Genomic DNA, 23513 nt, shown 5'->3' with positions numbered 1-23513 from the left:
CGCCACTCCCCATCGGCCCTCGCTCGTCATATGCTGAACTCGCCCCACGAAGAACCCCGACTTCAAGGAGAACCCCTCATGTCCACACCCGCATCACTTCCGTATGCCTTCGTCGCCAAGATCGTCGCGGCCGATGGACAGCACGACGCGCTCGCCGATCTGCTCGCCGGCGCTGTCGCACTCGCCAACGAAGAAGTAGGAACGATTGTCTGGTTCGCGGCTAGGACCCACGCCGACACCTTCTGGATCTTCGATGCATTCCCCGACGAGGCCGCTCGCGACGCCCACGCCAACGGCGCCATCGTCGCAGCCCTGATGGCCAACCAGCACCTCCTCGGCGCAGCACCCGAGATCCTGGCGGCCGACGTCCTCGCGTCCAAGCTCCCGTAGTCCGCCAACGCACGAGACGATCGCGCCCCGCCGAGTCGGTCCGCAGATAGACGTCGAGGTCTCCCGACGATGGAGGTTCCTACGCCATCCATCCGAGAGACCTCGACGTGTCCGACGCTACCCCGCCGGCCGGCTTCGGCCGCCCTGACCTAACCGCCTTCGCTCGACTCGACGGCCTCGGTCTGAGCGTGATCGGGCAACGACTTGAACCGGATCGTGCGGTCCTCGCGTGCCGCGTGGTGGAACCAGATCAGTGGTGCCGACGGTGCGGCAGCGAAGGCGCCGCTCGTGACACCGTGATCCGGCGGTTGACCCACGAGCCGCTGGGCTGGCGACCGACCGTGCTGGAAGTTGTAGTGCGCCGCTACCGCTGTGCCGACTGCGGACACGTGTGGCGCCAAGACAGCAGCGCCGCGGCGGAGCCACGCGCGAAGCTCTCGCGCACCGGGCTGCGGTGGGCGCTGGAAGGGATCGTGGTCGCACACCTCACCGTCGCCCGTGTCGCCGAGGGACTCGGGGTCGCGTGGGACACCGCCAACAACGCGGTCCTGGCCGAAGGCAAGCGGCTGCTGATCAACGACCCCACTCGGTTCGAGGGCGTGAAGGTCATTGGCGTCGATGAGCACGTCTGGCGCCACACCAGGCGTGGCGACAAGTACGTCACCGTGATCATCGACCTCACCCCGGTCCGCGATGGCGCCGGCCCAGCAAGGCTGCTGGACATGGTCGAGGGCCGGTCGAAGGCGGCGTTCAAGACCTGGCTCGCCGACCGCGACGACGCCTTCCGTGACGCGGTCGAGGTGGTCGCGATGGACGGCTTCACCGGGTTCAAGACCGCCGCTGCGGAGGAGATCCCGGACGCGGTCACGGTGATGGATCCCTTCCACGTCGTGCGCCTGACCGGTGACGCCCTCGACAGGTGCCGGCGCCGGGTCCAACTCGCGATCCACGGGCACCGTGGGTTCAGGGACGATCCGCTCTACAAGTCGCGGCGCACGCTGCACACCGGCGCGGACCTGCTCACCGACAAGCAGAGCGACAGGCTACGCGCGCTGTTCGTTGATGACGCTCACGTCGAGGTCGAGGCGACCTGGGGTGTCTACCAGCGGATGATCGCCGCCTATCGCCACGAGGACCGGCAACGTGGCCGCGAGCTCATGGAGAAGCTGATCACCGACCTCAGCGCCGGCGTCCCCAAGGTGCTCACCGAGCTCACCACCCTGGGCCGGACCCTGAAGAAGCGAGCCGCCGACGTGCTCGCCTACTTCGAACGACCCGGCACCAGCAACGGGCCGACCGAGGCACTCAACGGACGGCTCGAACACCTGCGCGGCTCCGCACTCGGGTTCCGCAACCTGACCAACTACATCGCCCGAAGCCTGCTCGAGACCGGCGGCTTCAGACCCCAACTCCTACACCCCCGATTGGGATGAGCCCGTTTCGCAGTGGCTCTGAGACGCCGCTCCAGAGGCCCCGCAATGGCGCATCCGAGCCGCCCAGTGGCAAACACCGCCGTCGACGCCCGGGGCGGGCGTGAGTGCGATGGGATCAAGGCAAGTCGCGGACGACGCTGTCTGGACTGAGGCCAGCAACCGGTGATCCTGCTTGGTGGGGCGGCGTACAGTCAGGACAGGAGCCGACCATGGTTCCCTCATGATGGGAATATCGATGTCCAGCACCACCTCCTTCTCCGCTGATCCAGCCGAGCTCTCTGACACTTCCGCCTCGAGCAGCACGCTGCTGAGCCTCGGGCTGCTCGCGAACTCCTCGATGGAGAACGAGCGGCGGCTGCCGATCCACCCCCATCACCTCGATGAGATCGACCCGGCCCTCCGGGCTCGGATGATCGTGGAACGTGGCTACGGGTCTGACTTCCAGCTCGACGCCGGCTACATCGAGTCCCGGGTGGGCCGGGTCGCCGAGCGCGCCGAGGTCATGGCGTCCGCCGATGTGCTGCTCCTGCCCAAGCCGCAGGCCGCAGACGTGGCGGCGGTCCCCCAGGGCGGGGTGCTCTGGGGCTGGCCGCACTGTGTCCAGGACGGCGGGTTGACGCAGACCGCCATCGATCACCGGCTGACGCTGATCGCCTTCGAGGCGATGAACCACTGGACCCGTCACGGGGATTTCAGCCTGCACGTGTTCCACAAGAACAACGAGCTTGCCGGCTACTGCTCGGTGCTGCACGCGCTGAGCCTGATCGGATCCACCGGCGACTACGGGCCCCGGCGCAGCGCCGTGGTGATCGGGTTCGGCGCCACGGCTCGAGGTGCGGTGACCGCGCTGAAGGCGCAGGGAATCCACGACATCCAAGTGCTCACCCAGCGCGGCGCCACCGCCGTGGGCTCCCCGATTCACACCGCGCACATCACGCAGCTCAAGACCGCGGCCGGGACCACGCCGGAGAGCGAGGTGATCACCTCCGCCGGGGACGTCCCGCTGCCGGAGTTCCTGGCCTCACACGACATCGTGGTCAACTGCACGCTCCAAGACGTCACCGCACCGCTGACCTACCTGCGAACCAAGGACCTGGAGCGCTTCAGCGGCGGAAGCCTGATCATCGACGTCTCCTGCGACCCGGGGATGGGCTTCGAATGGGCGGAGACCACCACGTTCGAGGAGCCCATGTTCACCGTCGGGGAGAACGTGAACTACTACGCCGTGGACCACACCCCCTCCTACCTCTGGAACTCCGCGACCTGGGAGGTCAGCGCGGCACTCCTGCCCTTCCTGCGCACCGTGATGGAGGGCCCGGCCGCGTGGTCGAAAAATCCGATCATCTCGCGTGCCATCGAGATCCACGACGGCGTGATCCAGAACCCCAAGATCCTGAGCTTCCAGCACCGTGAGCCGGGCTACCCGCACGCTCGGACGGCCTGAAATAAGGGAGGACTTGAAGATGGCGCACACCCCAGAACCCACCGGGACCATCGGCCACAGCTCCCACGGCACCGAGCTTCAGCTCCGGCGTCGCTTCCCGGGACCTCCCGAGACCATCTGGGCGGCCCTGACTGACTCCGCTCAGCTTCAGCGGTGGATCGGCCGCTGGGAGGGTGATCCTGCCAGCGGCCGGGTCACGTTCTTGATGACCGCAGAGGGTCAGGACGCTCCTGCGGAGGAATGCAGGATCCTCGACTGCACCCCGCCCAGAAGCCTCACCCTGGAGACCAGTTCCGGGCAGAACATCTGGCATCTGCGCCTGGCGCTTGATCACGCCGAGGGCACCACGACCCTGCTCTTCGCCCAGCGGACCGGGGATGAGCCGTTGGGCAGCATCGGTCCAGGCTGGGAGTACTACCTGGACCGGCTCGCCGCGGTCCTCGCCGACCGGGACCCGGATCAGGTGGCCTGGAAGGACTACTACCCCACGATGTCGCGCCACTACGAGCAGCTGGAGGACTGAACGCGAGATCTGGCGGTCAGTCGTCTTCCGGGTCGGCTGCCGGCGGCGTCGGTCTGACCAGGAGTTCAGCGATCCGGCGGCGATCGATCCGGGTCACCTGCAAGGTGGCGCCGTCGACGTCGACGGTGTCGCCTTCCCGAGCCAGTCGCCCGAGGCGCTCCAGCACGAACCCGGCCACGGTGTCCCAGGTCCCTCTGGGCAGCTCGATCCCGGTGGCCTCGGTGAAGTCCTGCAGGTTCAGCCGACCGTCGACGACCCCGCCTCCCTCGGTGAGCACTGGTGGGGCCTCATCGGTGTCACGCTCGTCGAAGATCTCCCCGACGACCTCTTCCACCAGGTCCTCCAGGGTGACGATCCCGTCCGTGCCGCCGTACTCATCCACCACCACCGCGATATGGGAGTTGCTTGCCCGAAGGTTGGTCAGGGTGGGCAGCACTCTGGCGGTGGAGGGCAGGTACGGTATCGGTCGCATGACCTTCTCCAGCGCCGTGCCGGGATCCTTCGCGGCCGCGTCGTAGAGGTCCCGAACGTGCACGAAGCCGGTGATGTCATCGATGGACTGGTCCACCACCGGGTAGCGGGAGAAGGGCAGCTGCTGGATGTGAGCCACTGCCTCCGCCACGGTGCTCCCGCCGGGGAGCGCCATGACCTCGGGCCGAGGGCGCATCACCTCGCTGAGCTGCCGGTTGCGCAGCGAGAGCACGTCGTCCAGGATCCGGCGCTCATCGGCCGGGAGGCCTTCGTGTGTGGTGACGATGTCCCGCAGCTCCTCCTCGGAGAGCTCCTCCGCGGCACGGTTCGGATCCCCGCCCAGGACCCGCACCACCGCATTGGTCGAGACCGAGAGCAACCAGATCACCGGTTGCATGAGCCGCGCGAAGCCGTTGAGCACCGGCGCCACCGCGTAGGCGAACTGGGCGTTGCGCTGGATCGCCAGCCGCTTCGGCGCCAGCTCGCCCAGGACGAGTGAGAGGTAGGCGATGATCAGCGTGAGCAGGATAGTGGCCACGGTCAGCGAGGCCTGCGCACCCAGCCCCCAGGAGGAGAGCCAGGGCACCAGCGAGGGCGCGATCGAGGACGCGCCGTAGGCCGCCGAGGCGAACCCGGCCACCGTCACCCCGATCTGCACCGCGGAGAGGAAGCGGTTGGGGTTCCGCGCCAGGGCGGCGACCTTGGCTCCGCGTCGCCCGCGCTGGGCGATCGCGTTGACCTGGCTGCTGCGCAGCGTGACCAGCGCCATCTCGGTCGCCGCGAACACCCCTCCGATCAGGACGAACACCAGCACGAGGGCGATGTTGACCAGCAGCTCACCGGTCATCGACGTGTTCCATTAGCAGCTGGGTGACCTTGGCGGCGCATCATGGGTTCACTGTAGACAGTGGCGGGGATGCTGGCGAGCTATGAGCCTGGGTCGACGCCGCGGCGCGCGACGCGACGGTGAGCCTGGTCTTCCCGCGCCGACGTCGCGTGCCCCGCCGCCGCGCGGCTACTGACTCGGGCCCGGGCTCGCGGTGGTCTCCCGGACCGGTTGCTGCAGCTCGACGACGAACTCGTCGGTGCGCCCTGATTCATCCGCCCGGAGATAGAGCTCCCGGCACGGCCCAGCCGGCTCGAAGCCGCGGGCGATGATCTCCTGATGCAGGGCTTGCCAGCTGGTGCGGATGCCGTTGATCTCGCCGAGGTGAACCGCGGCGAAGGCGTCCTCCGCGGCGGGCAGCTTCACCAGTTCGAAGCCCGCCTGCTCGGCTCCGTCATACGCGTAGCCGATGCTGGCCTCGATGCCTTCCTGGTGCGCGGTGTAGGCAGCGATTGGCGTGTCCAGCGCGCCGCGGACTCCCCCGATGATCTCCGCCACGGCGTCGAAGCTGGGACCGACGACGCCGGCGAGTTCTGGCTGTTCGTTCACGCGCACCGTGATCGCGGCGAGCTGGACCGCCGGCAGCGGCTTCTGGACGATTTCTATTGTTGACACGGTCGTCTTCCCTTCGATGAGCTGAAGCCTCCGCTCGACGTCGGCCAGCCTGGCGGCCGCGGTCCGTCGTTCCTTCTCCACTTCGGCCCGGCGCCGCTGCAGCATGATGGTCAGCTGCTCCGCATCGATGCCGTCTCGCAGCAGCGACGAGGTCTCCTCGATGCTGAAACCTAGCTGCCGCAGCGCCACGATCCGATGCAGCCGTTGCAGCTGCTCAGGATCGTAGGAGCGGTAGCCGTTGAAGGGGTCGGTGTGTGCGGGCACCAGGAGACCGGTCCGGTCCCAGTGCCGCAGCATGCGGTGGGTCACCTGGCCGATCTGCGCGAAGCCTCCAATGGATAGCACGTCCCCACCTCACCGTCTGACACTGTGTCAGGGTCAAGCCTGCCACGTACCACTAGGCTTCAGCAGAGTCGCCGGGGCCCACGCGGGGCCTGGGATCAGGTGAGAGGAATCGATATGGCTGCTCGGAAGAGAACCCTGCTCATGGGTTGGGGATTCGCTCTGGGACTGGTGGGTGCGGTCGGAGGCCTGGTCATGCTGCTGCAACCGTGGAAGAGCTGCCCAGAGATCGATGACAGTTCCACCGCCTGTCCTGCCACTTCCGCCGAGACCGCCCTGCTGTTCGTGTTGCTGGCGGTTGCCCTCTTGGGGGTGGGGCTGGTCGCAAAAGCCCTGCTGACCTCGCCGCCAGGCGGGGAGCCTCGAGTTCCACCGGGACCGCGAGACTTCGGGACCGGCGGTCAGTGACCTTTCAACTCCTCAGCCGCACCGCGGCCTGGACACCGAGCTGAGTGAATCCCAATCTCCCAGCGAGCCCGAGAGAGGCTTCGTTGCCCTGACGGCTTCGCCATTGCGCGACCAGGCCCTCCGCGAGCGCCTCCTGTATGGCCAGCGCTGCCGCGGCGTAGGCAAAGCCCGACCCCCGGTGCCCTCGCCCGGCGAGGACCGCCATCTGAGCAAGCTCGGAGTGCCACGGCTGGAAGCCGGCGACGGCGGCAGGAGTGCCCTCCGGGGTCAATGCGGTCCAGAGGCGCTTCGCCTGATCGACGCCGCTCTCCTCCCACTCCGCGGGCCTCACCTGGGTGCGCACCGCCGCGGCATCCCCCGGGCCGGCGGCCGCGGCGTGGAGCGGACCCAGTCGAGGACCGTGTTCGGCGAAGAGCAGGTCCGCGCTGCCGATCGGGTCGGCGCCTGCGGGGAGCAGGCTCGCCAGCGCGTCCGCATCCAGCAGTGTTCTTGGAGGGGCGTCGCGGATCAGGTCCAGGGCCGCTCCCGGTGCCGCGAGGACACCAAACCCGTCAACCTGCGCGGCGACAACTGCCGAAAGGTCTGCCCGCTCAACGAATAGCCACTCGTTCTTGGCGATGTCTTGAGGAGACCCGCCGAGCGCACTCACCCAGGCGGACACGGTTCTGCTACGCGCTGCCTCGGAGAGAGTCACGGGCGTGGGGTCCATCCCTTGACTCTAGAGCGTGTCCTGAACCAAGACGGCTCGCGGACGCACCTGAGCACCCGGTGCCTGAGCAGCTGGGGCCAGCGTGCCTGGGTGCCTGGGCGCCTGGGTGCCTGGGTGCCTGAACACCTGGGGCCTGGCCCTGGAGCTAGGCGGCCGCCTTCGACCGTTCGCGGCGGGTCGCGAGAAGCATGCGCCCCAGATACAGCGGCGTGGGCGGGGTCCACCCAAGTTGCTGACCCATACCGAGATCGTCACGGTTGGCCCAGTGCTCTGCGACCCTGCCGTCCCTCATGCGCAACCAATGCGTCTGAGTGACCGCGAACGACCGGCCCCGTGGCGGGAACGCAGCGGCGACCTTGGCATCCGGCCCGTAGCTGACGAAGAGACCTGTCTGGCGCCCGGACATCGTGCTGTGGATGACTACAAGCTCGCCGTCGTGGACGACCTCATGGATCTCCCACGCCAGGTCGCTGAAGGCGGCCCGCAGCCACAAGGCGGAGGCGAACAGGGCAGCTGGCCCCGTCCCACGGGCCTCCGGTGGCTCCGCCAGAGCCTCCCGGTTGACTGCATCCTCGGTATAGAGCGGACGAAAGTCCGCCTTGGTGCCTGACCCCATGGCGTGCAGCGAGGCGACGGCGACATCTGCATCAGTGCTCGTGGTCATCTGAATCATCCCCTAGTATTGGTGACCAACAGACTGTATCGAATACAAGGAGACTGTAATCAAAGCGGCACCGAAGGTCAATGCTCGGTCGTATGACAATTCGAATCGAGCGGCGCAGGCGGCGGCCAATCGCAGGAGCGTGCTGGACGCCACCGCACGGCTCCTGGTCGAGCAGGGATACAGTTCCATGACCCTGGCTGAGGTGGCCAGGACGGCGGGCGTCTCCGTCGAGACGGTGTATAAGGCGTTCAAGAACAAGCCCGAACTCGTCCGGCAGGCCCTGGGCGCCGCGGTCTCAGGGGACGACGAGCAGGTGGCCCTGATCGAGCGCCCCGATATGCAGGCGGCCCTGCACGAAGGGGCGGGCGACCGGATCATCGATGCCTTCGTGGTGGCTTCCACCCGCATCCTGATGCGCATCGGCCCGCTCCTGGCGAGCGTGCTGGTCGCCGGGCGAGCCGGTGAGCCCGAGCTGCAGAAGATCGCCGATGTGGCGGGCCGAGAACGGCTGGCCGACTTCACCCGGATCATCGAGGCGGTGGCGGCGACGGGAGACCTGGACCCACGCCTGGATGTGGCCCACGCAGCCGACGCGATGTGGAGCATCGGATCCCCGGAGGTCTATTTTCAACTCACCACCGACCGCGGATGGACCGATGAGCAGTACAGCGACTGGCTCACGCGCACCCTGCAGAGCACCTTGCTGCGCTGAGGCTGCGACACTCGCATCTCGAGGTGCCTGAGAGCCTGCGCGCACGCCCTCCCCGCCGGGATGGTTAGGCTGAGCGGATGGCGACAGTTCTTCTTGTGCGGCACGGCCGCACCACAGCAAATGCCACCGGTCAGCTGGCCGGCAGGGCCGCCGGGGTCACCCTGGACCAGACCGGGCGTGACCAGGCGGCCCTCACAGGAGACCGGCTCGCGGCCGTTCCCTTGGTCTCGGTGGTCTCCAGCCCGCTGGAGCGCTGCCAGCAGACCGCCCAGCACATCCTTGATCGCCAGACCGGCGCGCCACGCGCGCCGATCGACCCCGAACTCACCGAGGCCGACTACGGAGAGTGGCAGGGGCGCATGCTCACCGACCTCGCCAAGGAAGACCTGTGGCCGCTGGTGCAGTCCCAACCCTCCGCCGTCGTCTTTCCCGGCGGGGAGTCCATGGCCGCCATGCAAGCGCGCTCGGTGGCGGCGATTCGGCGCCACGATGCCGGCGTGGAGGCCGAGCATGGACCCGAGGCGGTGTGGGCGGCGGTGAGTCATGGTGACGTCATCAAGTCGATCCTCGCCGACGCGCTCGGAATGCACCTCGACCTGTTCCAGCGCATAAATGCGGGCCCGGCCTCGGTCTCGATCGTGCGCTACGGCGCAGGCCGCACCAGTGTCCACGCGACCAACACCGACGCCGGGGATCTCTCCTGGCTCGCGAAGGGCATCCAATCTGGGGATGCGGCGGTGGGCGGCGGGGCAGGACACCAGACGCCATGAACCGCAAGCGCCTAGAATACTGACATGCCTACACGTGTTCACGAGTTTGACTGGCCGGACCGGGCCGTCATCGGCACCATCGGGGTTCCGGGGGCGCGCACGTTCTACCTGCAGGTGCGCTCCGGCAAAGACCTCGTGAGCATCGCCCTGGAGAAGCAGCAGTCGGCCCTGCTCGCCGAGAAGATCGACGAGATCCTGGACCAGCTGATCACCGTGGAGGGCAATCCCTTCAGCGTTCCCACCAGCATTCCCCCGGAGCTGGACGATGAGGACCAGCTGGAGACGGTCCAGGAGCGTTTCCGCACCGGCGCCATGAGCCTGGGCTGGGACCCGGCCACGGCCCAGGTGATCATCGAGGCCTACTCTCTGCCCGATGACGAGGATGACGAGGCTTCGCCTGAGGAGGACGACTCCCAGGACACCGAGATGCTGCTGGTGCGCATGCCGGTGGGCACCGCCCGGGCATTCGCCAAGCGCACCCGGGAGATCGTGGGCGCCGGGCGACCGGCCTGCCCACTCTGTGGTTACCCCATCGACGCCGACGGGCATACCTGCACCGCTGCCGAGGGCTGATGTCGGCCACGGACCTGGTGACCGCAGAACTCACGCTCACCGGACGCATCACGACGGCGTCGAACGCGACGTTCCTGGGCAGCATCGGCGATGTCTCCGTGGTCTATAAGCCGATGGCTGGGGAGAGTCCGCTCTGGGATTTCCCCGACGGCACCCTGGCCCACCGCGAGGTGGCCGCCTACCTGGTCTCGGAGGCCCTGGGCTGGGGCGTGGTCCCACACACCTGGCTGCGCGATGGCCCTCTGGGCGAGGGCATGGTCCAGCGCTGGCAGGACCAAGACGAGGATCAGACAGCCGTGGACCTCGTGGCAGCAGACGACGTGCCGGAGACAGGCTGGATGCACGTGCTGGAGGGACGGGACGCAGACGGACGAATCGTCACGCTCATCCACGAAGACTCAGCGGCCCTGCGGCGCATGGCGGTCTTCGATGTGCTGGTGAACAACGCCGACCGCAAGGGCGACCACGTGCTTGCCATGGCTGACGGACACCGGCACGGCGTGGACCACGGACTGACCTTCCACCATGAGCCGAAGCTGCGCACGGTGCTCTGGGGATGGCTGGGAGACGCGTTGACCGACGAGGAACTCGCCGGCGTCGATCGCGTCGCCGATGGACTGCAGAATGACTTGGGCCGAGACCTGGCAGATCTGCTCAGCGCGGAGGAGATCGCGGCGCTCGCTGCGCGCTGCGCCGAGCTGCGCGAGGCGGGACGGTTCCCAGCTCCCGCCGGTGGGATGTCCCCGGTCCCCTGGCCGCTGTTCTGAGCGCTGCACCAGTGCGTGCGCGGTGCAGCTCCGCATGACCGTCCGTAGGTGCTTGTCTGCGCCTGAAATCTGACCTTCAGCGAGCGCCCAATGCGAGCCAGTTCCTTCTGGCCAAGGCGGCAGTGCCTTCTGCGTCCCCCGAGCCAGCCGCCGCGATGATCTCCTCATGCTGGAGCACAGACGCCTCCGCCTGGGCGGAGTCGAAATGCAGATGCTCGGCACGGCGCAGTACCGGCATCACCTGCTCCAGCTGAGCGGCAAGCACCTTGTTGTCGCTGCGGTCGATGAAGACCTGGTGGAAGGCGTCATCGGCGGCGACGCAGTCCTCCGAACTCGGCGCCTGCCCGCCACGGGAGAGGGACGAGTTCGCCTCACGCAAGGCCTCCAGGTCCGCGGGCAACAGGCTCGGCACCGCGAGCTTCACCGCCAGAGCATGCAGTTCAGCGGCGACTACCCGCGCCTGCTCGACAGCCTCCGGCTCATAGGGCGTAGCCATGGTCGACCTGCCCGGCACAGCGGTGACCAGACCAGTGCGCTCCAAACGCAGAAGCGCCTCGCGAATCGGGGTCCGGGAGACTCCCAACCACTCCTGCAGCTCACCGTCCACCAGCTTCTCCCCCGGCGCGATCTGACCCCGAACGATGGCGTCGCGGATGGCCCGGTAGACGTCCTCACGCAAGAGGGAGCGGCGTCGCACGGGGCTGGTGTTGGGTACTGGCATAGAGAAATCCTATGCGACCCGTTGACATCCCACACTCCGCAATATGCAATATATTGCAACCCGGGAACGAGTGAGTAGACCGGTGGCAGCCACTGATACCAACAAGCTAAGGAGGCCGCCATGGCCTTGTCCGACTTTGAACGCTATCCGCTGACCTTTGGCCCCAGCCCCGTACACCGTCTGGAGCGGCTGACGCAGCATCTGGGCGGAGCGCAGATCTGGGCTAAACGCGAGGACGTGAACTCGGGCCTTGCCTACGGGGGAAACAAGACCCGGAAGCTGGAGTACATCGCTCCGGACATCATTGCCTCGGGCGCGGACACCTTGGTCAGCATCGGGGGCTACCAGTCCAACCACACCCGCCAGGTGGCCGCCCTGGCCGCGAAGCTCGGCCTGAAGGCCCGGCTGGTCCAGGAGAAGTGGGTCGACTGGCCCGACGCCGTCAATGACAAGGTCGGCAACATCCTGCTCTCCCGATTGATGGGCGCCGAAGTGACGCTCAGTCCCGCGGGATTCGACATCGGCATACGGTCGAGCTGGCAGGAGGCCATCTCCGAGGTCGAGGAGGCCGGAGGCATTCCTTATCCGATCCCGGCGGGGGCCTCCGAGCATAAATACGGCGGACTGGGTTTCGCCAACTGGGCCTATGAGGTCGAACAGCAGGAACAAGAGCTAGGGGTCTTCTTCGACACCATTGTGGTCTGCACGGTGACCGGCTCCACCCACGCGGGGATGATCGCCGGGTTCGCTGGACAGGACCGGCCTCGCCGGGTGCTCGGGATCGACGCCTCAGCCACCATCGAGAAGACAAGGGGCCAGGTGGCGAAGATCGCACGACATACCGCCGAGCTCATCGGGCTGGACCGGAGTCTGGGTGATGATGAGATCACTGTGCTCGAGGGCTGGGCCGGAGACCTCTATGGGATTCCGGTGAAGTCAACGCTGGAGGCCATGCGGACCACCGCTCAGCTGGAAGGGATGATCATCGACCCCGTCTATGAAGGCAAGTCGATGGCGGGGCTGATCGACTTGGTGCGCGAGGGCGAGATCGGCCCTGACTCCAACGTGCTCTACGCCCATCTGGGCGGGCAGCCTGCCCTGAATGCGTATTCCGGAATCATCTGAGGAGTGACCCACCATGCAGAATCCCGACAGGCAGGGCCCTAGCGGCGTCGACGAGGAAGACCGCCAGTTCGAGACCAGCGTTCAGCGCCATCCCGCACCGAGCGTGAATGAGCGTCCGCTCTCCGCGGCTTCCTCCTTCAGCGGGTCCACTCTCGACGCCGTGGCCCAGCGGGTGCTGTGGCTCTCCACCGCGATCATCGACGCCGCGAATCGGGGCCGCGAGACTCCCGGTGGCATCAAGGTCGGGGGCCATCAGTCCTCCTCAGCGTCGATGGTGGGCATCATGACGGCCCTGTGGTTCGCCGAGCTGGGCTCGAAGGACCGCGTGTCGGTGAAGCCTCATGCATCCCCGGTGCTGCATGCGATCAACTATCTGCTGGGAGACCTGGACGAGGAGTATCTGCCCACCCTGCGTGCCAAGGGTGGGCTGCAGTCCTATCCGAGCCGTTCCAAGGACCCGGACACGGTGGACTTCTCCACCGGATCCGTCGGGATCGGCGCCACGGCGCCGGTGTGGGCGGCACTGTCGCGGCGCTATCTGCAGGACCATTTCCAGCTCCCGGAGGGCGGCCGGTTCTACAGCCTGCTGGGCGATGCCGAGATGGACGAGGGGGCCGTCTGGGAAGCCATCATCGATCCCGAGGTCCGCCAGCTCGGAGATGTGGTCTGGATCGTCGATCTGAACCGGCAGTCGCTGGACCGGGTGATCCCCGACGTGCAGATTCAGCGCCTGCAGGGGATGTTCGCAGCCGCCAACTGGCAGGTGTTGACCTGCACCTGGGGCAGGCGCCTGCAACGGCTCTTCAGCCAGCCCGGCGGGGAGCTGCTGCGGCGCCGGCTCGAAGAGATGCCTAACCAGGAGTACCAGCGACTGTTGCGCTCCCACCCGGACGAGGCCGCGGCCAGGCTGCTCGGAGACGGACCGGACCCACAGCTGGCCGAGCTGGTCTCCAGCCTGGAGCCCCGTGACCTGGCAGAGGCCTTGCGGGACCTCGGAGGTCACGACATCCAGGAGCTTCTGGCCACCTACCAGAAGATCGACGACACCCGGCCCACCGTCATCTTCGCCTACACCATCAAGGGCCGCGGCCTGGCCACCGAAGGCCACCCCAGCAACCACGCCGCGCAGCTGACCGAGGAACAGATGCGTGAGCTTGCCGCGCTCTCCGGGACAGACCTCGACTCCCCCTGGGGGCGATTCCCCGAGGGGACGGAGGAGGCTGCGCTCTGCTCCGAGACCGCGGGACGGCTGAGCCGGACTCCGGTGCCGCAGACCAGCGGCATTCCGGTGCCCAAGGAGCTGAAGTGGAAGCACAAACAACTGACCTCCACCCAGGCCACGCTGGGCCGGCTGCTCTCCGACCTGAAGCGCGCCGACCCCGCGAACGCCCGCCGCATCGTCACCGTCAGCCCGGATGTCGCCTCCTCCACCAACCTGGGCGGGTGGATCAATAAGACCGGCGTGTGGTCACTGAGCGAACGCCGAGACTGGTTCTCCGACGACGACGAGACCGTGCTGCACTGGCAGGAGAACCCGCACGGTCAGCACATCGAGCTGGGGATCTCCGAGGTCAACCTGGTCAGCCTCATCGGCGAGCTGGGCGCCACCTGGTCCCGATGGGGCGAGCCCCTCGCCCCCATCGGGGTCCTCTATGACCCCTTCGTCCCGCGGGCCCTGGAGCCATGGATGTTCGGCACCTATGCCGGTGGCCAGTCGATCCTCGTCGGAACCCCGTCTGGGGTCAGCCTGGCCCCAGAGGGCGGCGCTCACCAGTCGATGAACACGCCCTCCCTCGGAATCTCCACGCCTGGGTTGGACTATTGGGAGCCGGCTTTCGCCCAGGACCTGGAGTGGAGCCTGCTCGAGGCCATCTCCCACCTGGGTCGGCCCGGCGGGCGGTCCGCCTACTTCCGGCTCTCCACCCGTCCGGTAGAACAGTCCCTCGCTGCGCTCCCCGAAGACCCGGCCCTTTGGGAACGACGGCGCCGCCAAGCCCTGGCCGGGGGCTACCGGATCAGCACCCACCCAGCGGAGAAGGATGATGTGGTGCTCGTCGGTGCGGGAGCGGTGATGCCCAACCTCTGCGAGGCCGCAGAGACCCTGGACATCCACGGTGTCAAGGCCGGCATCGTCAACGTCACCAGCCCTTCCCGGCTCTTCCAAGCGATGCGTGCCCGGGACTCCCTTGAACCGGGTCCAGGGACCGCGATCCTGGAGCAGCTTTTTCCCACAGCGCACCCCGCTCCACTGATCACGGTGCTAGACGGTCACCCGCATGCACTGTCCTTCCTCGCCGGCGTGCGCGGAGACCGCACCAGGACGCTTGGGGTGACCGAGTATGGGCAGTCTTCCTCCCTGCCGGAGGCCCATGCCCTGCACGGCATCGACGCCGGAACGATCACCTCAGCGGCACTGGACTCACTGGGCCGCTGAGCTGTATCAGGGCGAGGTGGCACGGCAGGGTCAAACCGCGCATTGCTCGCGCAGCAGTCGGCACGGTTCCCTGCGGCCCGCACCGCCCTCGGCATCGATGGTGCAATCGACCTGATCCACGACGTTGCCGCGGACGTCATCCTCAACGCGATCACCGGTTCGGTAGGGCTCTCCGCGACGCTCGCTGCGCTCGACACCCCCGCCCGGCTAGCACTGGCCAACAAAGAATCGCTCGTCGTCGGCGGCGCCCTAGTGCGTGAAAAAGTGCGACCAGGGCAGCTCCAGCCGGTCGATTCAGAGCATTGCGCGATCCTTCAGGCTCTGCGCGCGGGTACCCACGACGAGGTACGCCGACTCATCGTCACCGCCTCCGGAGGCCCGTTCCGCGGACGCACCCGCGATTCGCTGGGCGAAGTCATGCCCGCCGACGCGCTGGCCCACCCGACCTGGAACATGGGGCAGGTCATCACCACGAACTCCGCCACGCTCGTCAACGAGGGGCTCGAGGTGATCGAGGCGCATCTACTCTTTGACATCGACTATGACGCCATCGACGTCGTCGTCCACCCGCAGTCGATTGTGCACTCGATGGTCGAGTTCATCGACGGCTCAACGATCGCGCAGGCTTCGGTGCCAGATATGAGGCTTGCAATCGCGCTAGGTCTTGACCCGAACCGGAGAATGCAACCGGTCACCCCGATGCTGGACTGGACGACGTCGAGTTCTTGGACGTTTGAACCACTCGATAATGAACTGTTCCCCGCGGTAGAGCTCGCCAAGCAGGTCGGCAAAGCGGGGGCGACCTACCCGGCCGTCTACAACGCGGCAAATGAGGTCGCCGTCCACGCCTTCCATGATCGCGCCATTAGCTTTCTCAGCATCGTCGAGATCGTGCAGCGCGTCGTGGAGGTCCACGATGCCCCAGGCGAACTCACGCTCGCCTCACTTGCAGACTCCGAGAGCTGGGCTCGAGCGGAGGCAACCACGCTCAAGTCCTGACCGCATCCCTCAATTGCCCCAAAACGGCAGACACATGTCCGGCCGTCTCAGAAACCTAGGTCTCCTGAGACAGGCTCGCTTCGAGACATCCGGACAACGCCTCAGCGTCGTCACGTCGTCAGGCTGAGCTCTAGCGTCGGCCTTCTAATGCCCGCTCCAACGGGATGCGGCCGTCCTGCCAGGGTGTGAGAACCCATACCAACAGGTACACACCGACTCCCAACACTGGAAGCAAGAAGGACACGAAGATCAGCAGGCGGACCAACCACACGTTGAGTCCGAACTTCGCGGCGAGGCTTCCCCCGATGCCTGCAACTACGCGTCCAGGTCCACGCCGGTAACCGATGCCACGAATGGAGTCAAAGAGTTTTTCCATGCTTCTCATAGTAGCCGCGCCCAACCCTTTCACCCTCGCGCCGAGGTCACAGGCTGGCTATTCACCGCCGTCTTGCTGAGCCTAGAACGCGGTGCTGGGCAGGTCCTTCTCGCCGTCGGTGATCGCCGTGATGATCCGAGCTGTCACCCGGTCGGGATCCAGCGGCTCTCCGAATCGCGGCGCCGACCCGGCGATCGGGTGCTCGGACAGCGAGGTGCCGGTGTGACCCGGGCGGGCATCGACCAGTCGGATCCCTGCGCGGCGATACTCGCGCGCGGCTGCAACGATGAAGGCCGCGAGCCCGGCTTTCGACGCCGAATAGGCGGCCAGTCCCGCGACGGGTGTTTCAGCGACGACGCCGCTCAGTGTCACCACGAAGGGCTCCCGCCCGTCAGCTGCCGAGGCCGCGAGGTAGGACTGGCTCTGAGTGATGAGCTGGATAGGGCTGGTGGTGTTCACCGCGAACAGTTCCTCCACAGTGGCGGCCTCAAGTTCGGAAGCCGCACCGAAGGCGACGACTCCGGAGGCAACCACCAGCCCGTCGAGACGCCCGTGCTCCGCCTGCACACCCTCCAGCACCTCCGCGATCGCAGCAGGTTCCCGCAGATCATGCCCCGCCGACTTCGAGGACCGGGCCACGATGGCACCCTCATCCTCCAGCTGCTCGGCGATCCGCGAGCCGAGCCCGCCGGTGGCGCCGACGACCAGAACAACCGCACCCTGAAGATCAGTCATGGGTAGACCCTAGATCACCGGCGACAGGCCACGCCGTACAAGTCGGAGCCAGGACGGGCGGAGAACCCGCGGAATCAGTCATTGAATCGGAACTCCACCACGTTGCGTCACCGAATAGCCTCTGCTGTGGAAGACTGCCGGCATGGAGGCTCCCACGCGCAAACACGACATCGTCCTCTTTGGTGCGACCGGCTTCGTCGGGGAACTGATCGCTGGATACCTTGCGCACCACGCTCCGCCGGACCTGCGGGTCGGCCTCGCGGGGAGGTCGAGGGCGAAGCTCGAAGCCGTACGGTCCAGACTGCCTGTCGCCGCTCATGACTGGGCCATCATTGAGGCCGATACGGAGCGCCCTGACTCGCTCGAGGCATTGGCCACGGGGACCAGAGTTCTCTTCACCACGGTGGGCCCCTACGCGAAATATGGGCTGCCTGTTGTCGAGGCGTGTGCCCGCGCCGGCACCCACTACGGGGACCTGACGGGAGAGGTGTCCTTCGTCCGTGAAGCTATCGACCGCTGCGATGCCCTGGCGAGGACTACAGCTGCACGGATCGTCCATGCGTGCGGCTACGACTCCGTCCCGTCGGACCTAGCGGTGCTGCTCCTGCACCAGGCCGCGCAGGCTGATGGCGCGGGCGGACTGACCGAGGTGCAGCTCGTCGCCACGGCGAAGGGCGGTGTCAGCGGCGGCACCATCGACTCCATGCGTGGGCAGCTCGACGGCATCCGCACGGACCCGGTGCTGCGATCGCTTGCGGGCGATCCCTACTCCCTCAGTCCAGACCGGACGGCGGAGCCCGAGACCCCGCAGCCTCCGGATCTGGGGTGGGTCAGCCGTGCAGATGACGGCCCATGGGCCGCGCCGTTCATCATGGCGTCGGCGAACACGCGGATCGTGCGTCGCAGCAATGCCCTGCAGGGTTGGGCCTACGGCAGGTCCCTGCGGTACGGCGAAGTGATGGGCATGGGGCGAGGGCCCGTCGGCGCCGTCACCGCCGGGGCGACGGCGCTTGGCCTGCGGGTGTTCGGAGCCGCACTGGCTCTACCACCCACGAGGAAATTGCTGGACCGTGTCCTCCCCTCGCCCGGCGCGGGCCCGAGCGAGGCCGCCCGGCGCTCAGGCTGGTTCCATTCCCAGGTGACGGCCTCCACGGAGAGCGGCCGGCGCTATCGCGCCATCGCAGCCGGGCCCGGCGATCCGGGATACGCCGCCACCGCCGTGATGGCCGGGGAGACAGCGCTCTCACTTGCCCTCGACGGGGACCGTCTGCCGCCCGCCACAGGATCACTGACCCCGGCGACCGCCCTCGGTGACGTTCTGGTTGAGCGGCTGCGCGCGGCAGGCCATACCTATGAAGTCACGTCCCTCACCTGACCCCGGAGGTCAGGCACTTATCGTGCTGAGGTCAGGGGCTCGTACTAGACGTTGAAGCGGAACTCCACCACGTCGCCGTCTTTCATGATGTAGTCCTTGCCCTCGATCCGCACCTTGCCCGCGGACTTCGCGTCGGCCATCGACCCGGCGGCCACCAGGTCATCGAAGGAGACGATCTCGGCCTTGATGAAGCCGCGCTGGAAGTCGGTGTGGATCACGCCGGCCGCCTCGGGCGCCGTCGCCCCCTGGTTCACTGTCCAGGCGCGGGTCTCTTTCGGCCCTGCGGTCAGGTAGGTCTGCAGCCCGAGGGTGGAGAAGCCGACGCGGGCCAGCTGGTCCATCCCGGACTCTTCCTGGCCGTTGAGCTCCAGCATCTCGCGGGCTTCCTCCTCGGAGAGCTCCACCAGGTCGGCTTCGAGCTTGGCGTCGAGGAACACGGCGTCGGCCGGGGCGACCAGCTCGGCCAGCTCGGCCTGCTTCTCGGGCGAGTTCAGCACGCCCTCGTCGGCGTTGAACACGTAGATGAAGGGCTTGGCGGTGAGCAGGTTCAGCTGGGCCAGCTGCTCCATGTCCAGCTTGTCCTTCTCGATGGAGCTGAAGATGGTGTCCCCGCGCTCCAGGGTCTTCTGAGCCACCAGGTAGGCGTCCAGCGTGGCCTGCTCGGCCTTGCGCCCCTTGACCTGCTTCTCCAGCTTGGGCACCGCGTTCTCCAGGGTCTGCAGATCCGCCAGCACCAGTTCGGTGTTGATGGTCTCCATGTCCGAGGTCGGGTCCACCTTGCCGTCCACGTGGATGACGTTTTCGTCCTCGAACACGCGGACCACCTGGGCGATCGCATGGGCCTCACGGATGTTCGCCAGGAACTGGTTGCCCAGCCCCTCCCCCTCGGAGGCGCCCTTGACGATCCCGGCGATGTCCACGAAGGACACCGTCGCCGGGAGGATCCGCTGCGAGCCGAAGATCTTCGCCAGCGCGTCCAGCCGCTCATCCGGGAGATTCACGATCCCCACATTGGGCTCGATGGTGGCGAACGGATAGTTCGCCGCCAAGATCGACTGACGAGTCAGCGCGTTGAACAGGGTCGACTTGCCCACATTGGGAAGTCCTACGATTCCGATAGTCAAAGCCACGGTCACCTAACCTACCGCCCCGACGGACTCTCCGGCGACTTCCGAGGGCCTTAGGACCCTTCCGTGTTTCGCCGTAGAATGAGGCTCCGTTCACTATGTGGAACGGTTCTTCTAGGTTCCAGGAGATCCGACTCACATACCGTGCCTCCTCGCATCCTGAACACGATGAACACGTGCCTAGGATGCCTGAGGCTTCATCACTCGCCGAACACTGATACTCAAGCGAACTGACACAGCACCGGAAGGAACATAATTTCATGGCATCGGCCACTCAAGACGTCCCGAGCGACGTCCCGAGCGATGTCCAGGGGGACGGCTCGTCAGGCACTCCTGCACGCTCAAAAGTGAATCTGCCGGTCTTCATCGGCTCCGCGATCATCATCATCGCCTTCACCCTGTGGGCCTGGCTCGCGCCAGACACCGCCTACACCACCCTGGAATCCGTCTTCCTCTGGATCGGCGCGAACCTCGGCTGGTATTACATCCTGACCGCCGGCACCGTGGTGGTCTTCGTCCTGATCGTGGCCTTCTCCCGGGTGGGCCGGACCAAGATGGGACCGGATCACTCCACCCCGAAGTACAACCTCTTCACCTGGACGGCGATGCTCTTCGCCGCCGGCATCGGCGTGGACCTGATGTTCTTCGCCATCTCCGGACCCGCCACCAACCTCACCACCGCACCGGGCAATGAGGCGGGCTCCTCCGGCGCCACCGAGATGGCCGTGCTCTGGACCCTGTTCCACTACGGCATCCCCGGCTGGGCGATGTACGCCCTGATGGGCATGGCCTTCGGCCTCTTCGCCTACCGCTACCACCTGCCGCTGAGCATCCGCAGCGCGCTCTACCCGATCATCGGCAAGCGCGCCCAGGGCGCCACCGGCGACGGCATCGAGATCGCCGCCGTCATCGGCACCATCTTCGGGATCGCCACCAGCCTGGGCATCGGCGTGGTCTTCCTGAACTACGGCCTGGAATGGCTCTTCGGGATCGAACAGGGCACCGGCGCCCAGATCGGGCTGATCGTGCTCGCGGTGATCGTCGTGATCTTCTCCTCGGTCTCCGGGGTGGACAAGGGCATCCGTCGCCTGGCGGAGCTCAACGTGGTCTTCGCCGTGGTCCTGCTGCTCTACGTGCTGATCGCCGGGGAGACCACCTACCTGCTCAACGCGCTGGTGAAGAACGTCGGCGACTTCGCCGCCTTCTTCCCGTCCATGCTCTTCGATACCTTCGCCTACAACCCGCCCGAAGGCCAGTGGCTGGAATGGTGGACGCTGTTCTTCTGGGCATGGTGGATCGCCTGGGCCCCCTTCGTGGGTCTCTTCCTGGCCCGGATCTCCCGCGGCCGCACGCTGCGCCAGTTCGTCGTCGGCACCCTGATCATCCCGTTCGGCTTCATCCTGCTGTGGATCTCGATCTTCGGCAACGGCGCCATCTGGGAGTTCCTCAGCGGGAACACCGACTTCATCACCAACGCGGTGGAGAGCCCGGAGGCCAGCTACTACCTGCTGCTGGAGCAGTACCCCGGCGCCACCTTCACCATCGGGCTCTCGGTGCTCACCGGGCTGCTCTTCTACATCACCTCCGCGGACTCCGGTGCCCTGGTGATGTCCAACTTCACCTCCAAGTCCCTCAGCGCCTCCGACGACGGCGCCCCCTGGCTGCGCGTCTTCTGGGCACTCGCCACCGGCGCGCTCACCCTGGCGGTGCTGATGCTCGACGGGGTCTACACCCTGCAGATGGCCACGGTCATCATCGGTCTGCCGTTCTCGGTGGTGATGTACCTGCTGATGATCGGGGTCTGGCGGGCGCTGCGCATGGAGCGCTACAACCGGGACTCCCGGGAGGCCACCCTGCCCTGGATGGTCTCCGAACGCAGCCAGGGCTCCGGCGACCGCGGCGGCATGAGCTGGCGCCGTCGTCTGGCCCGGGGCATGCACTTCCCCTCCGCGAAGCAGGCCACCGAGTTCATCGAGACGGTGGCAGCCCCTGCGGTGGAGGACGTCGCCACGGAGCTCAAGGAACAGGGCGCCGAGGTCAGCTGCGAGCGCGGCCTGGTGCCGGACACCGACATCCCGCACATCGATCTGCACGTCTACTTCGGCGAGCAGACCGAGTTCAAGTACCAGGTCTACCCGGTCGCCTACTCCGTGCCGAGCTTTGCACGCAGCATGCGTCCCACCGAGGAGACCTACTACCGTGTGGAGACGTTCTCCGCCACCGGTTCCGAGGGACACGACCTCATGGGCTACACCCGGGAGCAGGTCATCGCCGATGTCCTGGACTCCTACGAGCGTCACCTGACCTTCCTCACCATGAGTGAGGAAGGTGGCCAGTCCGGCTCGCTGCACGCCGGAAGCAACATCCCAGATGACTGGGATCACGACCGCACCAACGGAAGCTGAGGAGCATCAATGAGCACAGCAGAACAGGTCTCCACGCTTTTCATCGACGGCAAATGGGTCCCCGCCCAGTCCGGTGAGACGCGCACCATCCACTGTCCCGCGGACGGCTCCGAAGTGGGTGTGGTCTCCGAAGCCGGCGAGGCCGACACCCTCGCCGCGATCGCCGCCGCACGCAAAGCCTTCGACTCCCACGTCTGGGCGGACACCCCCGCCGCGGAGCGCGGCGCGTTCGTGCTCGCGGTGGCCGACGCCATCGAGGCGCGCAAGGATGAGTTCGCCCGCGCCGAGGCGCTGGACACCGGCAAGCGCTTCGTCGAGGCCCAGATCGACATGGACGACATCATCGGCTGCTACCGGCACTTCGGGAAGCTCGCCGACGTCGAGGCCGGCCGCCTGGTCGACGCCGGGGACCCCACCGTGATCTCCCGGGTCGTCTACGAACCGGTCGGGGTCTGCGGGATGATCACCCCGTGGAACTACCCGCTGCTGCAGGCCGCCTGGAAGATGGCACCGGCCCTGGCCGCGGGCAACAGCTTCATCCTCAAGCCCGCGGAGCTGACCCCGCACACCGGCATGCTGATCATGGACGTCTATGACTCCCTGGGTCTGCCCGCCGGTGTGGCGAACCTGATCACCGGGCCCGGCGCCACCGCCGGCGCTCCGCTGTCCTCCCACCCGGATGTGGACATGGTCTCCTTCACCGGAGGCGTGGTCACCGGTCGCAAGATCGCCGCCACGGCCGCGGAGACGGTGAAGAAGGTCGCCCTGGAGCTCGGCGGTAAGAACCCCAACGTGGTCTTCGCCGACGCCGACTTCGACGCCGCCGTGGACAACGCGCTCAACGCCGGCTTCGTGGACTCCGGCCTGGTCTGCTCCGCAGGCACCCGGCTGATCATCGAGGAGTCCATCAAGGAGAAGTTCGTCACCGAGCTGGTCCGCCGTGCCGAGAACATCCGGATGGGCGGGCCCTTCGAGGAGGCCGCCGAGACCGGGCCGCTGATCTCCGCGGAGCACCGCCAGAAGGTCTATGACTACACCCAGCGCGGCATCGAAGAGGGCGCCACGCTGCGCACCGGACACCACTTCGGCGGCGAGGAGCACCGCAACGGCTACTTCTACGCCCCCACCGTGCTCGACGACGTCAAGCGCGGCATGCACGTGGTGAAGGAAGAGGGGTTCGGCCCGGTGATCACGGTGGAGACCTTCACCACCGAGGCCGAGGCGATCGAGACCGCCAACGACACCATCTACGGCCTGGCCGGGGCGGTCTGGACCTCGGACAGCGGCACCGCGCACCGGGTGTCCTCCCGGCTGCGCCACGGCACCATCTGGATCAACGACTACCACCCCTACCTGCCGCAGGCGGAATGGGGCGGCTTCAAGCAGTCCGGCGTGGGCCGGGAGCTGGGCCACATGGGTCTGGATGAGTACCGCGAGGCCAAGCACATCTACGAGAACACCGAGCCCGCCGTCAGCGGCTGGTTCAGCATGCCGGAGAAATAAGGAGAT

General features: G+C 66.9%; 21 protein-coding genes and 1 pseudogene. 14 read left to right on the top strand and 8 right to left on the bottom strand.

From position 1 onward, the window contains the following. Window positions 1–78: 78 nt before the first annotated feature. The 4 genes from HNR24_RS01160 to HNR24_RS01145 all read left to right on the top strand — a co-directional run bounded on the left by HNR24_RS01160 (window position 79) and on the right by HNR24_RS01145 (window position 3790). Window positions 79–390, top strand: coding sequence for a putative quinol monooxygenase (locus tag HNR24_RS01160; protein ID WP_006247389.1), 312 nt, complete (start codon window positions 79–81; stop codon window positions 388–390). Between the two features lie 107 nt (window positions 391–497). Continuing rightward, complete coding sequence (locus HNR24_RS01155; protein WP_182494755.1) at window positions 498–1823, top strand: ISL3-like element ISPfr2 family transposase; 1326 nt, start codon at window positions 498–500, stop codon at window positions 1821–1823. Window positions 1824–2160: 337 nt separating this feature from the next. Then, complete coding sequence (locus HNR24_RS01150; RefSeq protein ID WP_259392479.1) at window positions 2161–3267, top strand: N(5)-(carboxyethyl)ornithine synthase; 1107 nt, start codon at window positions 2161–2163, stop codon at window positions 3265–3267. Between the two features lie 19 nt (window positions 3268–3286). After that, complete coding sequence (locus HNR24_RS01145) at window positions 3287–3790, top strand: SRPBCC family protein (RefSeq protein ID WP_182494753.1); 504 nt, start codon at window positions 3287–3289, stop codon at window positions 3788–3790. Window positions 3791–3806: 16 nt separating this feature from the next. Here HNR24_RS01145 and HNR24_RS01140 read toward each other — a convergent pair whose 3' ends face one another. The 4 genes from HNR24_RS01140 to HNR24_RS01125 all read right to left on the bottom strand — a co-directional run bounded on the left by HNR24_RS01140 (window position 3807) and on the right by HNR24_RS01125 (window position 7885). Beyond that, the gene (locus HNR24_RS01140) at window positions 3807–5108 is read right to left on the bottom strand and encodes a hemolysin family protein (RefSeq protein WP_182494752.1); all 1302 of its coding nucleotides are present in this window, start codon (window positions 5106–5108) and stop codon (window positions 3807–3809) included. Between the two features lie 168 nt (window positions 5109–5276). Continuing rightward, window positions 5277–6107: a MerR family transcriptional regulator gene (locus HNR24_RS01135; RefSeq protein WP_182494751.1), complete on the bottom strand. Its 831-nt coding sequence runs from the start codon at window positions 6105–6107 to the stop codon at window positions 5277–5279. A gap of 409 nt (window positions 6108–6516) precedes the next feature. Beyond that, the gene (locus HNR24_RS01130) at window positions 6517–7221 is read right to left on the bottom strand and encodes a GNAT family N-acetyltransferase (protein WP_182494750.1); all 705 of its coding nucleotides are present in this window, start codon (window positions 7219–7221) and stop codon (window positions 6517–6519) included. A gap of 145 nt (window positions 7222–7366) precedes the next feature. Further along, the gene (locus tag HNR24_RS01125) at window positions 7367–7885 is read right to left on the bottom strand and encodes an ester cyclase (protein WP_182494749.1); all 519 of its coding nucleotides are present in this window, start codon (window positions 7883–7885) and stop codon (window positions 7367–7369) included. 139 nt (window positions 7886–8024) lie between these two features. Here HNR24_RS01125 and HNR24_RS01120 point away from each other — a divergent pair, with 139 nt between their 5' ends. The 4 genes from HNR24_RS01120 to HNR24_RS01105 all read left to right on the top strand — a co-directional run bounded on the left by HNR24_RS01120 (window position 8025) and on the right by HNR24_RS01105 (window position 10707). Continuing rightward, window positions 8025–8597, top strand: coding sequence for a TetR/AcrR family transcriptional regulator (locus HNR24_RS01120; RefSeq protein WP_058887209.1), 573 nt, complete (start codon window positions 8025–8027; stop codon window positions 8595–8597). A 77-nt stretch (window positions 8598–8674) separates the two neighbouring features. Then, on the top strand, window positions 8675–9367 hold the full coding sequence (locus tag HNR24_RS01115) for a histidine phosphatase family protein (RefSeq protein WP_058887210.1): 693 nt from the start codon (window positions 8675–8677) through the stop codon (window positions 9365–9367). A gap of 24 nt (window positions 9368–9391) precedes the next feature. Continuing rightward, window positions 9392–9940, top strand: a complete 549-nt coding sequence (locus HNR24_RS01110; RefSeq protein WP_182494748.1) for an Rv2134c family protein — start codon at window positions 9392–9394, stop codon at window positions 9938–9940. Next, window positions 9940–10707: an Rv2133c family protein gene (locus HNR24_RS01105; RefSeq protein ID WP_182494747.1), complete on the top strand. Its 768-nt coding sequence runs from the start codon at window positions 9940–9942 to the stop codon at window positions 10705–10707. Before HNR24_RS01110 ends, HNR24_RS01105 begins: the two co-directional genes overlap by 1 nt. Window positions 10708–10783: 76 nt before the next feature. Here HNR24_RS01105 and HNR24_RS01100 read toward each other — a convergent pair whose 3' ends face one another. After that, on the bottom strand, window positions 10784–11428 hold the full coding sequence (locus HNR24_RS01100) for a GntR family transcriptional regulator (RefSeq protein WP_058887213.1): 645 nt from the start codon (window positions 11426–11428) through the stop codon (window positions 10784–10786). A 120-nt stretch (window positions 11429–11548) separates the two neighbouring features. On the opposite strand from HNR24_RS01100, the gene HNR24_RS01095 reads away from it, so the two are divergent. The 3 genes and pseudogenes from HNR24_RS01095 to HNR24_RS01085 all read left to right on the top strand — a co-directional run. Further along, a complete protein-coding gene (locus HNR24_RS01095) occupies window positions 11549–12553 on the top strand; it encodes a 1-aminocyclopropane-1-carboxylate deaminase (RefSeq protein WP_182494746.1) in 1005 nt (334 codons plus the stop codon). Window positions 12554–12566: 13 nt separating this feature from the next. Next, on the top strand, window positions 12567–14987 hold the full coding sequence (locus HNR24_RS01090) for a thiamine pyrophosphate-binding protein (RefSeq protein WP_083504517.1): 2421 nt from the start codon (window positions 12567–12569) through the stop codon (window positions 14985–14987). A gap of 15 nt (window positions 14988–15002) precedes the next feature. Then, a pseudogene (locus HNR24_RS01085) lies at window positions 15003–15986 on the top strand (1-deoxy-D-xylulose-5-phosphate reductoisomerase); the annotation flags it as partial. A gap of 130 nt (window positions 15987–16116) precedes the next feature. Here HNR24_RS01085 and HNR24_RS01080 read toward each other — a convergent pair. Continuing rightward, on the bottom strand, window positions 16117–16362 hold the full coding sequence (locus HNR24_RS01080; RefSeq protein ID WP_058887216.1) for a PspC domain-containing protein: 246 nt from the start codon (window positions 16360–16362) through the stop codon (window positions 16117–16119). An 81-nt stretch (window positions 16363–16443) separates the two neighbouring features. After that, the gene (locus HNR24_RS01075) at window positions 16444–17097 is read right to left on the bottom strand and encodes an SDR family NAD(P)-dependent oxidoreductase (protein ID WP_058887217.1); all 654 of its coding nucleotides are present in this window, start codon (window positions 17095–17097) and stop codon (window positions 16444–16446) included. A 142-nt stretch (window positions 17098–17239) separates the two neighbouring features. Here HNR24_RS01075 and HNR24_RS01070 point away from each other — a divergent pair, with 142 nt between their 5' ends. Then, entirely contained in the window at window positions 17240–18472 is a 1233-nt protein-coding gene (locus HNR24_RS01070) for a saccharopine dehydrogenase family protein (protein WP_182494745.1), read from the top strand. Window positions 18473–18516: 44 nt separating this feature from the next. Here HNR24_RS01070 and ychF read toward each other — a convergent pair whose 3' ends face one another. Beyond that, complete coding sequence (gene ychF / locus HNR24_RS01065) at window positions 18517–19602, bottom strand: redox-regulated ATPase YchF (RefSeq protein ID WP_182494744.1); 1086 nt, start codon at window positions 19600–19602, stop codon at window positions 18517–18519. A 257-nt stretch (window positions 19603–19859) separates the two neighbouring features. Here ychF and betT point away from each other — a divergent pair, with 257 nt between their 5' ends. Together betT and HNR24_RS01055 are read left to right on the top strand one after the other, a co-directional pair. Continuing rightward, window positions 19860–22004, top strand: coding sequence for a choline BCCT transporter BetT (gene betT / locus HNR24_RS01060; protein ID WP_182494743.1), 2145 nt, complete (start codon window positions 19860–19862; stop codon window positions 22002–22004). Window positions 22005–22013: 9 nt separating this feature from the next. Further along, entirely contained in the window at window positions 22014–23507 is a 1494-nt protein-coding gene (locus HNR24_RS01055) for an aldehyde dehydrogenase family protein (protein ID WP_058887220.1), read from the top strand. Window positions 23508–23513: the final 6 nt, after the last annotated feature.

The sequence above is a fragment of the Nesterenkonia sandarakina genome (assembly GCF_014138825.1).
Classification (GTDB): domain Bacteria; phylum Actinomycetota; class Actinomycetes; order Actinomycetales; family Micrococcaceae; genus Nesterenkonia; species Nesterenkonia sandarakina.
The sequence above is the reverse complement of the archived record's forward strand: the minus strand, read 5'-3'. Positions and strand labels throughout refer to the sequence as shown.